This is a genomic window from Bacteroides sp. An279 (assembly GCF_002159615.1).
Classification (GTDB): domain Bacteria; phylum Bacteroidota; class Bacteroidia; order Bacteroidales; family Bacteroidaceae; genus Phocaeicola; species Phocaeicola intestinalis.
Genome location: NZ_NFJA01000089.1, coordinates 1 through 15,635, shown reverse-complemented (window position 1 = coordinate 15,635; position 15,635 = coordinate 1). Strand labels below are relative to the sequence as shown.

Here is a 15,635-nt window from a genome sequence, read left to right as displayed (position 1 = left end):
ATCTGACGAAGAACAGGAGCGGAAAGGACCAAAAAATCGCCCAAAGCACACACGAAAACGGATGCATCAAGCCAAGAAAAACTTTTTGGAGAAATTCAAAACAGCTTCTAATAAAAATGTGAAAAACATTGTTTATGAAAGAATCACTTACACTACGCAAACGCCTGGGGTTGGAAATCAACCGGAAGCTTACCGACAACCTTATCAAAGAACATCCGTTGCGGCAATTGTTCTGGGAATGCACGCTGCGCTGTAACCTGCATTGCCGCCATTGCGGAAGCGATTGCAAAAAGATAGCCGGCTACCAGGACATGCCGAAAGAAGATTTCCTGCGGGTGCTGGACAATGTAGCCGCACACACCGACCCGCACAAAGTATTCGTCATCCTGACCGGAGGCGAACCGCTGGTGCGCGAAGATTTGGAAGAATGCGGACGAGCCATTTACGAAAAAGGATTCCCTTGGGGCATGGTGACAAACGGATTGTTCCTTACTCCCGAACGGTTGGAAAGCCTCATCCGTGCCGGCATGCACTCGGCTACCGTCAGTCTGGACGGATTCAAGGAAGAGCACAACTGGATGCGCGGACATCCGGAAAGCTTCGACCGTGCCATCAAAGCCATCCGTATGCTGGCAGCCTTACCCGGCTTCGTGTTCGATGTAGTGACCTGCGTGAACAAGCACAATTACCCTTATCTGGAAGAACTGAAACAATACCTCATCGGCATCGGACTGAAACGCTGGCGGCTCTTCACCGTGTTCCCCATAGGAAGGGCGGCGCACGATGCCGAACTGCAACTCTCTCCCGAAGAGTTCCGGGGGATGCTGGACTTCATCAAACGCACGCGCCAATCCGGAGACATCCGCATCAGTTACGGATGCGAAGGCTTCTTGGGCAACTACGAAGGAGACGTACGCGACCACCTGTTCAGCTGCCAGGCAGGCATCACCGTCGGCTCGGTACTGATAGACGGTTCCATTTCATCGTGCCCCAGCATCCGCGCCGATTATCACCAAGGCAACATCTATCAGGACGAGTTCATGGAAGTATGGGAAAACCGCTTCCTCCCCTATCGCGACCGCGAATGGATGCGCACCGGCGAATGTGCCTCGTGCGACTATTTCCGCTATTGCCGGGGTAACGGCATGCACCTGCGCAACGAGAAAGGCGAACTGTTAGTATGTCATTTGCACAAATTATTCACCAAATCATAAATCAAAACGTATATGAAAACAAACAAATGGATGACGCGTCTCCTGTCGGGCGCACTGGTCGCATTAGGATTTACCGCCTGCGACGATGAAAACAATGGTGATTACCCTGATGATTATCCATTAGAATACGGAAGCCCTTCTGTAGAATATCGGGTAAAAGGCACCGTGACCGATGAAGCCGGAAACCCGATTGAGAACATTCGGGTCATTATCCGAAATGCGTGGGACAACACGCCCAATCCGTATATGGACGATACGGTCTACACCGACAAGCAAGGGGCATTTGCCAACGAAATGAACACTACCGGAGGTATCGGCAAGCAGAAAGTTTACTTCGATGACATCGACGGAGAAGCCAACGGAGGCACTTTCCAATCGGACAGCACGGATCTTGCCGATATGGAAAGCACGCAAGTGAAAGAAGGGTCGGGCAACTGGTATCAAGGACAATACGAGTTTACCGTCGAAAAGAAGCTGAAGAAAGATACGGAATAAATGGCAAACGCATTCGGCTGCGAAGCCCAACACGCCCTATTATCCTGCCAGTCCTGTCCTGTCAGGACTGCTATCCTCTGCGGTCAGTACTCCAGTCCTAGCCTATCAGGACTGCAGTCCTGGCTACAAGGACTGAGGGAAGAAGCTATATGCATCGGGCCATGCAGCAATATCCCTTCACAATATCAACCTATTAAAAGGAATGGAACGCAAAGACGCAGAAGCGCTGAGTTTTTATCTTTGAGAGAGCCAAGAGTACAAAGGCCGGCATTGGGCTTCGCAACCTTTTACCTTCTCCAAATTATCCTTTCGCGCCTTTGCGCCTTTGCGTTCAATATAAGGAATCACCGGACTTTTCGCATTTCATTTCTGTTTGACCATAAAGCCTCTACGGTGAAAGACGTTTCCCTTAGAACTGGAAGTAAATGAAAGGCTGGATGTCGCTGCTCTTTACCTGAATCACGATAAATATCAACACAATGACCAGCAACGCCTGCCCTACCAGCGGAAGGCGGACCACGCCCCGGCTGCACGCATCCTGCCAGCTATCGGGCAACCAATGAAGCACGTAACCCAACGCCATCAGCGCAAAAACTTTCCAATAACCCGTAATCAACTGCACGAACAATTCGGGATGGAACGAAGTAAAGATTTGGCGGATCATCGTCTGCGAACCTTCGAACGTGGTGTTGCGGAAGAATATCCAGCAGAAGCAGACGAAATGGAAGGTAATCACCACCGCAAAGAAACGCCGAATCCCCGTACTGCGATAGGTCTTGGGACGGTGCAACAGGCTGCGCAAGAACTTATGCACCGCCAACGCTGCTCCATGAAGCCCTCCCCACACGATGAAATTCCAAGAAGCTCCGTGCCACAAGCCTCCCAAAAGCATCGTTACAATCAAGTTGATGTACGTGCGGACCTTCCCCTTGCGGTTCCCTCCCATCGAAATGTACAGATAATCGCGGAGCCACGTAGAAAGGGATATGTGCCAGCGATGCCAGAAATCGGTCACGCTGTCCGACTTGTATGGCGAATTGAAGTTGATGGGGAAACGGAAGCCCAACAGCAGGGCAAGCCCAATTGCCATATCGCTGTACCCCGAAAAGTCGCAATAAATCTGCAGCGCATAGCCATATACCCCGAACAAGTTTTCCAATCCCGAATACAAACCGGGATTATCGAAGATGCGCTCCACGAAATTGATGCTGATGTAATCGGATATGACCGCCTTCTTGAACAGACCGCTCACGATAAAGAAGATACCCTGCCCGAACATCTCGTTAGTAACCCTAAGCGGCTGGCGTATCTGAGGCACGAAATCGCGGGCACGCACAATGGGACCCGCCACCAGCTGGGGAAAGAACGATACATAAAAAGCATAATCGAGCAAGCTGGAAAGCGGTTTCAGGTCGCCCCTATACACATCGAGGGTGTAGCTGAGCGACTGGAAGGTAAAGAAGGAAATGCCTACCGGCAGGAAGATGTCGAGCGGTTCAAAACTTCCGTTCCACAAAGGGTAGAGCATTTCGTAAAAGAAGTTGGTGTATTTGAAGTAACACAACAAGCCCAGGTTAATGCACAGGCTGACAACTACCAGAAACTTCCTTTTCCAATGAGCGACCGTATGCACCATCTGCCGGGCAAGCAGGAAGTCGCTCACCGTCACAATTCCCAACAGGAAAAAATAAATGCCGCTGCTTTTGTAATAGAAATAATACGAAAATGCCGTGACGAACAGCAGGCGTGCCGTCGTCTTTTTCTGCAACAGCGCATAAACCAGGCTGAACCCTAAAAAAAGAAACAGAAACAGTCCGCTGTTGAATATCATCGGCTGGCTGGGGTCATAAGTCAGGACCTCTGCCAGTTTACTCCAATCCAGTTGCCACATAATCGTTGTAAGCCTTTATGAATGCTTCGTGAAGCAATAAACCTTGTACTATATATCCTTCTCTCGTAAAATGAATCTTGTCACGCTGATAGAAATGTGCCGCATTCCAGTTCAGGCAGGCACGCTCCTTTCCTCCCACAATATCGTATAAGTCCCAAACGGCAAGCCCGTTCTCGCGTGCGAAACGCAATTCGGTACTTACCACCGAAGGTGTCCGCGGATTGATGACACGCGGTCCGCGCCGTCCGTTCCTAACGTAAGCACCGGGCGGAGTTGTCCATAAAAAAGCCACATCGGGACATTGCTGTTTCAATACAGCCAGCATGGTTCTCATAGCTTCTGTATGTTCGGAAGCAGAATAACGCCTCCCGTGCGCCTCGTTTGTTCCAAATGACACGATTACCAAATCGGGATGCAAGTCTGCCACCTTTTGCAAACGTTCGGGCGTGGAATACGAAGCGCAAGTAGCTCCATTTACCCCCAAGATATGATACACCACTCCTTCCCTACCTGTTTCCACCGCCAATCCCGAAGTCTGATAAGACACCGGAAGGTCTTCTACTGCCCTCATTCCGAAATCATCTTCCAGACAACGGCGCATCACATACGGAAAGACGTGTCCACGTACATGCGAATCGCCGATATGCACAATGCGTACCGGACGGTCCAACCGTTTTAACTTTGCAAAAAAAGGCGCTAAAGAAGCCGTCGGGTCTGTCAGAACATTATCTTCAGTCTGCAAGAACTTATCCGGCATCGGACTGTCTACGGCAATGAATTCCATAAGCCGGGTCATCTCTTCACTGGAATATATCGGCTCCGAATGCCTGTCCGGCTTGGGCTGGACGGGTATGGTGTCTTGCGCGTATACCCATTGCCCCATCAGAAAGAGCAATGCTAAAGCGTATCGTAACCTATTCATTTTCATAAGCCTTCCGTTTCTCATGCTGTTCCTTGCCGTACATCAATGTCTCAAATAACAATCCAGCCAAGTGTTTCCCTCCCCTGAAATTGATATGAGTATAATCATAGTTTGCCATCTGAGGCTTGCTCTCCACCATCTTCACGATGCTGCCTTCTCCCCCCATCGCTTCGTAAAGATTCCAGAAAGCGATATGCGTCTCGGCAGCCAGTGCCTGCTGATAGCGCACCAGGTTCTTGACACCCGGCATCGTACGCAACTTGCCTGTCTCATCCTTCGACTCACGGTCTCCGATGCTGACCAGCAAGAAGGAAGCTTGCGGGAATGCCTCTTTCAAACGGTTGATTACCTTCACCATTTCGGAAGTGTAATAGCGGTAATTCGTTATACCTTCCGATGCCACATTCAAACCGTATTGCAAGACAATCAAATCGTATGTACGGAGCCGGTTATACGCCCGCAACATCGGCATCGGCACACCGCCCAACTGCTGCCCGCTGCTGCCCCGGGTACTGAAGTTGTCAACCACAATGCCCGAAGACGGATCCATGGTCACACCGTAACAGATAGCAGTAGAATCTGTATGTTCCACTCTCCATTCGACACTACGTATATCCTCCTGCACCGTAGCTGCCTGTAACAGGCTGTCGCCGGCAAAAGCATACGAAACCGTATCCGCTCCCTGATTGAGTACAGCCGAAAGCCGGATGGAGTCGAGCGAAACAAAATAGAAGGAAGACGCCTCGCACGCTCCCAGATGGTCAGCGTATGTACCCAAACCTTTCAACGTAACACGGGCACCCGGCGAAGGATAATAATAATGATTGGACAAATCCTGCAAACGGCGGTTAAAACCCACCGAATCAGTAACCGAATGGGTCTTCCAACCGCTGAACGTATGTTTAACCGTGGGGCGGAATCCTGCCACACGGGAAGTAACCGGGACATAACCGACACCACAACCGCCGAAACGCGACTGAAGCATGGCACGCAAATCGGCAGTGAGAATGTCTCCTTCGATAAACGAATCTCCGAAATAAGCAATACGCACGGGACGGTGAAGCGTCGGACAAGCCGACAAGGCTTCGTAGAAATGCGACATCCCCCGCATCGTAGAATCGGCATAGTCTTCGATGCAAGTCATTCCGGTCTTGCACGTATCGACAAAGGCAGGCTTCACCACCGGAGGCAACACCAAAGAATCAGAGTCTGCCAGCACCTCCTCCACAGGGTCTGGGCGCAAGTCGGACAGTAAATCAACTTTGCGCAACGTATATCCCCCAATCTTCAAGACAGGCAGGAAATACATCGCCAACAAACCTCCTGCAACCAGCAAAGCAAAGAGAAACGTGGATGTAACTTTATTTTTCATCGTTCTCACACTAAAAAAACGGCACAAAGATAACAGATTTTCGACATACGCCACACACGTACCAAATAAAAAACTTCCAAAGCTCCTTACGGGCTTTGGAAGTTTTTATGCTTATCTCAACAAGAGATACAAATCAATGAATGATACCCAGCTTGGAAGATTCCACAAACTTGATAATGTTTTCAATTTCAGGACTGTTCGGAATCTGCTCCCTGATACGGATCAGCGCATCGTGCTGTGAGGTATTTGCCTTGTACAAAATACGGTATGCCTGCGCAATGTGCTTGACTAAGGTCTCAGAGAATCCTGCACGCTCCAGCACAAGCGTACTGATGCTGTAGAACTCAATCGGTTCGTGCGCTGCCACGATATAAGGAGGTATATCCTTTACGAAACGGCAACCTCCTTGCACCACCGAATAACTTCCCAGCCGCGTATTTCCCTGCATCAGCACATTCGATGTCAGGATAGAGCAATCGAAAACGATGCAGTTTCCCGAAATTTGCGAACCGTTTCCGATAATGCACCGGTTGCCCACTGTCACGTCGTGCGACAAACGTGCACCGGTCATGATAAAATTACCATTACCCACCGATGTTTCATGGTCGGCATGTGTAGCACGGATAATCACGGCATTCTCACGAATCACATTATTGTCTCCGATGCGTGCAATGGTATCTTCTCCTGTATAGGCAAAGTCTTGCGGAACAGCTGCAATCACTGCTCCTTGACAGACCTTGTTACCGTTACCCATACGTGTACCACTCATCAGGCTTGCGTAAGGCATAATCTCATTGTCATCCCCTATCTCGACATTCTTATCGATATAGGCAAACGGATGAACCGTAACATTGTTGCCAATCTTTGCAGACGGGTCAACATAAGCTAAAGGACTGATCATAGTTGCTTTATTTTAAGGTTAATAAATCTCATTCTCTACCTCCGCCCAATGCACTATACAAAGAAACGACTGCCTGTATGCGCTGCATATTGTCCGAAACTTCGGTCAATTGAGCGCTCAGCAGGTTCTGCTGTGCCGTCAGGATTTCCAGGTATGTGGCATCACCACTTTGGAACAATGCTTTGGTATAAGTAACCGCCTTGTCCAACTGGTCTACCTGCTGACGGTCGTGTTCCAGCTTCTTGTCTTGTGTATCATAGAGACGCAAGGCATTGCTGACTTCCTCTCCGGCTTCCAGAATGGTCTGCTGGTAATTCATACGTGCAATCTCTTCTTCAGCTTTCGAGACCTTTAAGTTAGCCACTAATTTGCCATTGTTAAAGATGGGTTGTGCCAATGAAGCCAATGCCTGAAACATGAACTCAGCCGGATTGGCAACCGAAATGTTCGACCCGTTCGTCCAACCTGCCGTAGCCGTAATGTTCAATCCCGGATAAAACGCAGCACGCGCCTGATTGGTTGTATAATATGCACTTGCCAAAGTCATCTCGGCAATCTTAACATCGGGACGGTTTTCCAACAATTGCAAAGGAACGCCTACCGTCAAACCTTCCGGCATCACCTGCTCATCCAAAGTATTGCGGTCAATCGGCTGAGGAGTCTTTGCCAACAGCACGCAAAGCGAGTTCTCAGTTTCACGCACCTGACGCTGCAAGTCCAGCAACGAAGCCTGTACCTGATGGTAAGCGGCACGCATCTGGGCTACAGCAGCCTCGGTAGTCATTCCGGCAATCTTCATCGCTTCCATCGTGCGTACGTTTTCCTTATAGATGTCTACAGTCTGGCTTGTAATCTCTACCTGACGGTCGAGCATCAACAAAGAATAATACGTATTCGCAATGCCGCAAATGATTTGCGAACGTGTAGCTTGTTCAGAATATTGGCTCTGAAGATAAGCCACCTTCTGCCCGCGTTTCGTATTCAGAATCTTACCGAAGAAATCAAGTTCCCAACTGGCTGCAACCGGCAGCGTATAAGCCTTTACATAATTTCCTCCATCCATGCTGGTTGCAGTACCTTGAGGAGCCAGATTGATGGAAGGGAGATAAGACAACTTGGCAGCAGTCAGCATGACTTTCGCTTCTTCCACCCGAAGGGCGGCAGCCTGCAAATCCACATTGTTCGCCAATCCCTCTTCAATAAGCGCCTGCAGCTTGGCATCGCGGAAAACTTCTTGCCAAGGCAGGTTTCCCATATTTGTCGTATCGGTTGTTGCCAACGTATCCGTAGGCGAAACCGGGTCACGGTAGATGCCCGAAGCATCTATCGTTTCTGGACGGTCATACGATTTATAAATGTGGCAGCTGCTCATCATAGCAGCTACGCACACAATTCCTATTATTTGTTTCTTCATTATCATCTTATCGTTTAGTAGGAGTATACTGTTCAATTTCAGATTCCACTTCGCTTTCGTCCAAGCTATCCCATTCCATCGGTTTAACTTTTTCTTGCAACCATTGGAACGTCACGAACAAAATCGGAACGATGAAAATCTGGAAAATCATACCAATCAACATACCGCCGATAGCCGAAGCACCCAATGTACGGTTACCGTGGGCACCTACACCAAAGGCGAACATCAACGGAAGCAAACCGATAATCATTGCCAAAGAAGTCATCAGAATCGGTCGCAGACGGGCGGAAGCACCCAAGACAGCTGCCCAAGATATACTCATACCCTGCTTACGACGGTCGAGCGCGAACTCTACAATCAAGATGGCATTCTTTGCCAACAGACCCATCAACATAATCAACGCAATCTGCATATAAATATCGTTCGACATCGTTCCCAATACCATCTTCAATGCCGGAATACTGCCCAATGCCGAGAAACCGTTGACAAACAGGAAGCTTCCCAACAAACCGCAAGGTATTGACAACAATACTGCCAAAGGCAACAGGTAGCTTTCATACTGTGCACTCAGCAACAAGTAAACGAATACCAGACAGAGCACAAAGATAATTCCTGTCGTATTGGTGGTCTGTGCCTCTTCACGCGCCATACCTCCCAATTCGTAACCGAAACCGGCAGGCAAGTTATCGTTTGCTACTTCAGCAATCGCTTGCAATGCCTGACCCGAAGAATAACCGGCTGCCGGAGAAACCATCACCTGAATAGAAGTATACAAGTTGAAACGGCTGATGACATCCGGACCGTAAATCTTCTTCAGCGATACGAACTGCGAAATAGGAGCCATCTCGCCGTCACTGCCACGCACCTTGATTCCGTTCAACGACTCCAAGTTCTTTGTAGCATCGGGTTCTGCCTGAATCATCACACGGTACATCTTACCGAAGCTGTTGAAGTTAGATGCGTAGATACCACCGAAGTAGCCCTGCATGGTTGTCAAAATATCGCTCGGACTAATACCCGCCTTCTTACAAGCTGCCGCATCAATATCCAACTGATATTGCGGGAAGCTCGGGTTAAAGTTGGTAGAAGCCGAATTGATTTCCGGACGCTCCTGCAAAGCGGCAATATAGTCGTTTACCACCTGGAAGAAGTGATCCAGACTACCACCGGTCTTATCCTGCATGTTCAACTCGATATCGGTTGAAATAGAATAACCCGGAATCATCGGGGGCGCAAAGAACAATACCTGCGCATCCTTGAAGAGTTTCTGTGAACGCATGAACAACGTAGCGACCACAATATCTGAACTCTGCTGCGTACTCCGTTCTTCCCAGTCTTTCAGCTTGATGATGATAGAACCGTAAGAAGGTCCCTGACCGCTACCGATAAAGCTGAAACCGGAAATCACCGTACGTGACTGAACGGCTGGTTCGGCAGCTATCAGGCTGTCTACCTGTGCCAATACTTCACGCGCACGTTCCTGAGAAGTGCCGGGAGGCAAAGTCACAGAACCCATAATGGTACCCGTATCTTCATTCGGCACCATACCGGTAGGTGTAATGCTCATGAATACGACCAAAAGCACAATCGCTCCGGCAACCATACCCATTGACAGCCAACGTTTGTGGATAAAGAATACGACACGTTTCTTGTATTTTGCCAGCAACGAATTATACGACTTGTTGAACGAGTTCTTGAACTTGTCGGTAGTCATACCGGCAAAAGCCAAGACACTGATAATAATCATCACGATACAGAGCACCGGATGTTCTTCGAAACTGAACAAGCCGAAAATCATACCCAGAATGGCAACAACCGTAAAGAGAATGACAATCTTCGGGTTCATCCACTTACCGAGAGCGTCTGTATACCGTGCCACGAGAATCTTACGAGATTCCTTATAAGCCGTACCCATACGTTCTTTCAACGTAGCTTCCGAATTATGCGGTTTCAAGAACAAGGCACACAATGCCGGAGAAAGCGTCAAGGCGTTCAGAGCCGAGAAACCGATAGAAATCGCCATGGTCAGACCGAACTGCTGGTAGAAGGTACCTGCCGTACCACTCATGAAACTTACCGGAATGAACACAGACATCATCACCAACGTAATGGAAACGATGGCGCTGCCCAATTCGCTCATGGCATCGATAGATGCCTCACGCGTTGACTTATATCCCTGGTCCAACTTGGCGTGGACACCCTCGACGACGACTATGGCATCGTCGACGACTATCGCAATCGCAAGCACCATAGCCGACAAGGTCAGCAAGTTGATACTGAAGCCGATAATCTTCAAGGCAAAGAAGGTGGCAATCAAAGCTACCGGAATGGCAATCGCCGGAATCAACGTAGAACGCATATCCTGCAAGAAGATATATACTACGATAAACACCAGAATAAATGCTTCAATCAACGTCTTGACAACCTCGTGAATAGAAGCGAACAAGAAGTCGTTGGCACTCTGTGCAATGTTGATACCCAAGCCTTCGGGAAGATTCTTTTCATATTCGGCAAGCACTTTTTCCAAGTTAGCAATGGTTTCCGTCGCATTGGTTCCTGCCATCTGATAGATGATACAAGATACAGCCTTGTGACCGTTTACCGTATTGTTGAAGTTGTAAGTCAAACGGCCCAATTCCATTTCGGCTACATCTTTCAAGCGAAGCAATTCACCGTTCGGCAAAGACTTGATGACAATATCGCCGAATTCTGTTTCGCTCGACAAACGTCCTTTATAACGGATGGTATATTGGAACGACTGGTTACCGCGTTCACCGAACTGTCCCGGAGCAGCTTCCACGTTCTGTTCTGCCAATACTCCCGTAATGTCACTCGGCACCAACTTATACTGCGCCATCACATCCGGTTTCAACCAGATACGCATGGAGTAGTCGGTACCCATCACATTGGCATCACCCACACCGCTTACACGCTTGATTTCCGGAATCAAGTTGATACTTGCGTAGTTTTCGAGGAACTCGATGTTGTATTTGTCTTCCTTATCATAGATAGAGAAAATCATCAACATAGAGGTCTGACGCTTCATGGTGGTCACACCGACCTGTGTTACTTCAGCAGGCAACAGACCTTGAGCCTGAGTCACACGGTTCTGCACATTGACCTGCGCCATATCGGGGTCAGTTCCTTGATTAAAATACACTGTGATACGTGCCGAGCCGTTATTGGTAGCGGTAGACTGCATGTACATCATGTTTTCCACACCATTGATCTGGTCCTCCAACGGAGAAATCACGGAGTTCAATACAGCCTGTGCATTGGCACCTGTATAGGTCGCACTAACCGAAACGGTAGGCGGCGCGATGTCCGGATATTGGGTAATTGGCAAAGTAGCCAAACCGATAAAACCCAAGATTACCAACAAAATTGAGATAACGGTTGATAATACCGGACGGTTAATAAATTTATCTAGTTTCATTCTATACCTTATATATTATATAACGATATTTACGTATTGAATCAATTAAAAGCTGTAGCCAGATTGCCTTCTCTCTGGTCTTTCAAAGCCTGCTGATACTTGGCTTCTCTTTGGGCAGGGGTAATCGGAGTAATCTTCATACCGTCGCTCAAACGGGTTACACCTTCTACGGCAATCTTGTCGCCCGACTTCAAACCGTCAAGCACAATGTAGTTCTTGCCGTCGTTCAAGTTCGAGATTTGGATTTCCGTATACTTCACTGTGCTGTCCGGTTGCAATACGTAAACGAACTTCTTGTCCTGGATGTCTACCGTAGCCGACTGCGGAACCAACAATACATTTTCCATTGTATAAGGGAAGATAATGTTCGCCATACCTCCGCTCCGCAGTACATTCTGCTTATTGGGGAAAATGGCACGCATGCTTACCGAACCGGTTTCCTGGTCGATAACACCGCTCACGGCATCAATCTTTCCTTTTTCTGCATAAACGCTTCCATCAGAAAGTTCCAGCTGCACTTCCGGCATCTTCTCCAATTGCTCTTTCAGTGTACCACCTGCCTTGGTCAGGTTCAACAGTTCCTTTTCGGTCAATGAGAAATACACATACATGTCCCCGATTTGAGAAACCGTTGTCAAAGGATCAGCTACCGACGGGCTTACCAGTGCACCTATACGGTAGGGGAACGTACCGATAACGCCGTCCGAAGGGCTGGTCACCGTACAGAATCCCAGATTCTGCTTGGCAGCAGTGTACGAAGCTTCAGCCTGTGCCAGGCTTGCCTTAGCTGTCAACAGGTTGTTGACGGCAGTCTGATATTCAAAATCACTGATGATTTTCTGTTCGTGAAGCATCTTTTTGTTCACTTCCGTTTCCGAAACAGTCTTCAGATTTGCTTTCGCAGACTCAACTCCTGCCTTAGCCTGGTCAAACGCCGCCTGATATTGTGTGGGGTCAATTTGGAACAACGCTTGTCCCTTATGAACGGTAGCACCTTCGTCTACACACAATTTCACGATAAATCCCGACACTTGCGGACGGATTTCAATATCCTGCAAACCTTTGATTGTTGCCGGATACTTTGTCACCTGATTACTGGAAGTAGAAGTCACTTCCTGTACTGTGAACTCGTCATCACCCATTTTACCGCCTTGGCTGCTACATGCAGTCAACGCCGATATGCCCAATGCCAAAAGGGCTATCCGGCTAGAAGAAAAACTTCTGTTTTTTTTCATGCTCATATTCATAAATATAACTGTTAGTGTTTCCTTGATTTGTTAATTGCCTATGAAAACTTACCCAAATGCATTCGTTTGAGCTTTGCAAAGATAGGAAAAAAGTGTCTATATAAAATAGGTGTTTAACTAAGAATAACCATAAAACAAAGAAGTTATTACATATAGTCCTAATAATCCGACCAAATGACAAATCTTATCGACAAAAAATGTGACGATTCCTGCAATTTAGAGTTTTTAAAGCCTAAATATCGTCCATTTGTTATTTTATTCTTACTTTTGCACAACACATTAACGATAAATCTAAAAGAAGATGGTGAAAATAACAAAAGAAGCTGCCCTGCTTTATCACTCGCAAGGCAAGCCTGGAAAAATTGAGGTCGTACCGACCAAGCCTTATCAAACCCAACGTGATTTGTCTTTAGCTTATTCTCCCGGTGTAGCGGAACCGTGCCTGGAAATCCAAAAGAACCCCGACACTGCATACGACTACACAGACAAAGGAAACTTGGTAGCGGTTATTTCGAACGGAACCGCCGTATTGGGATTGGGAGACATCGGTGCCATGAGCGGCAAACCGGTTATGGAAGGAAAAGGATTACTGTTCAAGATTTACGCAGGCATTGATGTATTCGACATTGAAGTCAACGAAAAAGATCCCGACAAATTCATCGAAGCTGTAAAGGCGATTGCCCCGACATTCGGAGGCATCAACCTGGAAGACATCAAAGCTCCCGAATGTTTCAAAATCGAACAACGCTTGAAAGAAGAACTGGACATTCCGGTCATGCACGATGACCAGCACGGAACTGCCATTATTTCAAGTGCAGGACTGCTGAATGCGCTGGAGGTAGCAGGCAAGAAGATAGAAGAAGTAAAGATTGTAGTAAATGGAGCCGGAGCTTCTGCCGTATCATGCACCAAACTTTACATCTCACTGGGAGCGCGACTGGAAAACATCCTGATGCTGGACAGCAAAGGGGTCATAACCAAAGAGCGTACCGACCTGAACGAACAGAAGAAATTCTTTGCGACAGACCGCACCGATGTACATACATTAGCCGAAGCCATCAAAGGCGCCGATGTATTCCTGGGACTTTCCAAAGGGAATGTCCTGACACAAGACATGGTACGCAGCATGGCTTCTCACCCGATTGTTTTCGCATTGGCAAACCCGACACCCGAAATTTCGTACGAAGACGCCATGGCATCACGACCGGATGTATTAATGTCGACCGGACGTTCTGATTACCCGAACCAAATCAACAACGTTATCGGATTCCCCTACATCTTCCGCGGCGCACTCGACACCCGTGCCACAGCCATCAACGAAGAAATGAAACTGGCAGCCGTACGCGCCATTGCCGGACTGGCAAAGAAACCGGTACCCGATGTAGTAAACAACGCTTACCATGTCAACAACCTGACCTTCGGACCCGATTATTTCATTCCGAAACCGGTTGACCCGCGCCTGATAACCGAAGTGTCTATGGCTGTAGCCAAGGCTGCTATGGATTCGGGAGTAGCACGCAAGCATATCACCGACTGGGACGGATACAAGAATCACTTGCGCGAACTGATGGGACAAGAAAACAAGCTTACCCGCCAGTTATACGAAACCGCACGCCAAGACCCGCAGCGTGTCGTATTTGCTGAAGGCATCCACCCCAACATGTTGAGAGCTGCGGTAGAAGCAAAAGCCGAAGGCATCTGCCACCCGATTCTGTTGGGCAACGAAGAACGCATCGAGAAACTTGCCAAAGAACTGGATTTAAGCTTGGAAGGCATCGAAATCGTCAACTTGCGTCATGACCGTGAAGCAGAGCGCCGTGAACGCTATGCACGCATCTTGAGCGAGAAACGTGCCCGTGAAGGAGCAAACTATCAAGAGGCAAACGACAAGATGTTCGAACGTAACTACTTCGGTATGATGATGGTAGAAACCGGTGAAGCAGACGCTTTCGTTACAGGTCTGTATACCAAATATACCAACACCATTAAGGTGGCAAAAGAAGTTATCGGCATCCAGCCGGGATACAAACACTTCGGCACCATGCATATCCTGAACTCCAAGAAAGGCACTTACTTCATTGCCGATACACTGATCAACCACCACCCCGACACAGAAACCCTGATTGACATCGCCAAATTGTCTGCCAAAGCAGTACGTTTCTTCAACCAAGAACCGGTAATGGCAATGCTTGCTTACTCCAACTTCGGTTCCGACCAGGAAGGAAGCCCGGCTAAAGTGCACGAAGCCTTAGCCTACATGCAGCAAGAATTCCCCGATCTGGCTATCGACGGAGAAATGCAGGCAAGATTTGCCCTCAACAACGAGTTGCGTGACGAGAAATATCCGTTCACCCGCCTGAAAGGTAAAGAAGTCAATACACTGGTATTCCCGAACCTGAACTCTGCCAACGCTACTTACCAGCTTATCCAAAGCATGAGCGAAACAGAAGTAATCGGCCCGATTCAGATGGGACTGAACAAACCGATTCACTTTACCGACATTGAAAGCTCGGTGCGCGATATCGTCAACATCACCGCTATCGCCTGCATCGATGCGATCGTAGCCAAGAAGTTGCATAACCAAAAATAAATTTATGTCTCTGTTTGAAACGCAGATTTACACAGATTTTCGCAAATTAAGAAGCTGTTTTGAATTTATCGTGCGATGATTTGGGATGAGTTTTTGAGGCATTTTCGCTTCTGTGATGAGGAAGATAGCGGGCTATCTGACGAAGAACAGGAG

At 48.2% G+C, this 15,635-nt stretch carries 10 protein-coding genes; 3 read left to right on the top strand and 7 right to left on the bottom strand.

Translation table 11 applies throughout. The annotated features are described in order from the left end of the window. Positions 1–134 precede the first annotated feature (134 nt). Positions 135–1,214, top strand: coding sequence for a TIGR04133 family radical SAM/SPASM protein (locus B5F78_RS13560; protein ID WP_087406962.1), 1,080 nt, complete (start codon positions 135–137; stop codon positions 1,212–1,214). Between the two features lie 12 nt (positions 1,215–1,226). Continuing rightward, positions 1,227–1,709, top strand: coding sequence for a radical SAM-associated putative lipoprotein (locus B5F78_RS13555; protein ID WP_087210737.1), 483 nt, complete (start codon positions 1,227–1,229; stop codon positions 1,707–1,709). Between the two features lie 409 nt (positions 1,710–2,118). Here the strand turns inward: B5F78_RS13555 and B5F78_RS13550 are convergent, their stop codons facing one another. The 7 genes from B5F78_RS13550 to B5F78_RS13520 form a co-directional block, all read right to left on the bottom strand. Then, positions 2,119–3,600, bottom strand: a complete 1,482-nt coding sequence (locus B5F78_RS13550; RefSeq protein WP_087250870.1) for an MBOAT family O-acyltransferase — start codon at positions 3,598–3,600, stop codon at positions 2,119–2,121. Then, positions 3,578–4,528, bottom strand: coding sequence for a GDSL-type esterase/lipase family protein (locus B5F78_RS13545; RefSeq protein WP_022041101.1), 951 nt, complete (start codon positions 4,526–4,528; stop codon positions 3,578–3,580). The genes B5F78_RS13550 and B5F78_RS13545 overlap by 23 nt, the downstream gene beginning before the upstream one ends. Then, positions 4,515–5,894 carry a hypothetical protein gene (locus tag B5F78_RS13540; RefSeq protein ID WP_087406961.1) on the bottom strand — a complete coding sequence of 460 codons (1,380 nt, stop codon included), beginning with the start codon at positions 5,892–5,894 and terminating at the stop codon, positions 4,515–4,517. Before B5F78_RS13540 ends, B5F78_RS13545 begins: the two co-directional genes overlap by 14 nt. A gap of 133 nt (positions 5,895–6,027) precedes the next feature. Beyond that, entirely contained in the window at positions 6,028–6,795 is a 768-nt protein-coding gene (gene lpxA, locus B5F78_RS13535; protein WP_013617643.1) for an acyl-ACP--UDP-N-acetylglucosamine O-acyltransferase, read from the bottom strand. Between the two features lie 28 nt (positions 6,796–6,823). Beyond that, positions 6,824–8,215 carry a TolC family protein gene (locus B5F78_RS13530; protein WP_204502690.1) on the bottom strand — a complete coding sequence of 464 codons (1,392 nt, stop codon included), beginning with the start codon at positions 8,213–8,215 and terminating at the stop codon, positions 6,824–6,826. Position 8,216: 1 nt separating this feature from the next. Then, positions 8,217–11,645, bottom strand: coding sequence for an efflux RND transporter permease subunit (locus tag B5F78_RS13525; protein ID WP_087210748.1), 3,429 nt, complete (start codon positions 11,643–11,645; stop codon positions 8,217–8,219). Between the two features lie 41 nt (positions 11,646–11,686). Then, entirely contained in the window at positions 11,687–12,892 is a 1,206-nt protein-coding gene (locus tag B5F78_RS13520) for an efflux RND transporter periplasmic adaptor subunit (RefSeq protein WP_022041105.1), read from the bottom strand. Between the two features lie 301 nt (positions 12,893–13,193). On the opposite strand from B5F78_RS13520, the gene B5F78_RS13515 reads away from it, so the two are divergent. Beyond that, positions 13,194–15,482, top strand: coding sequence for an NADP-dependent malic enzyme (locus B5F78_RS13515; RefSeq protein ID WP_022041106.1), 2,289 nt, complete (start codon positions 13,194–13,196; stop codon positions 15,480–15,482). Positions 15,483–15,635 lie beyond the last annotated feature (153 nt).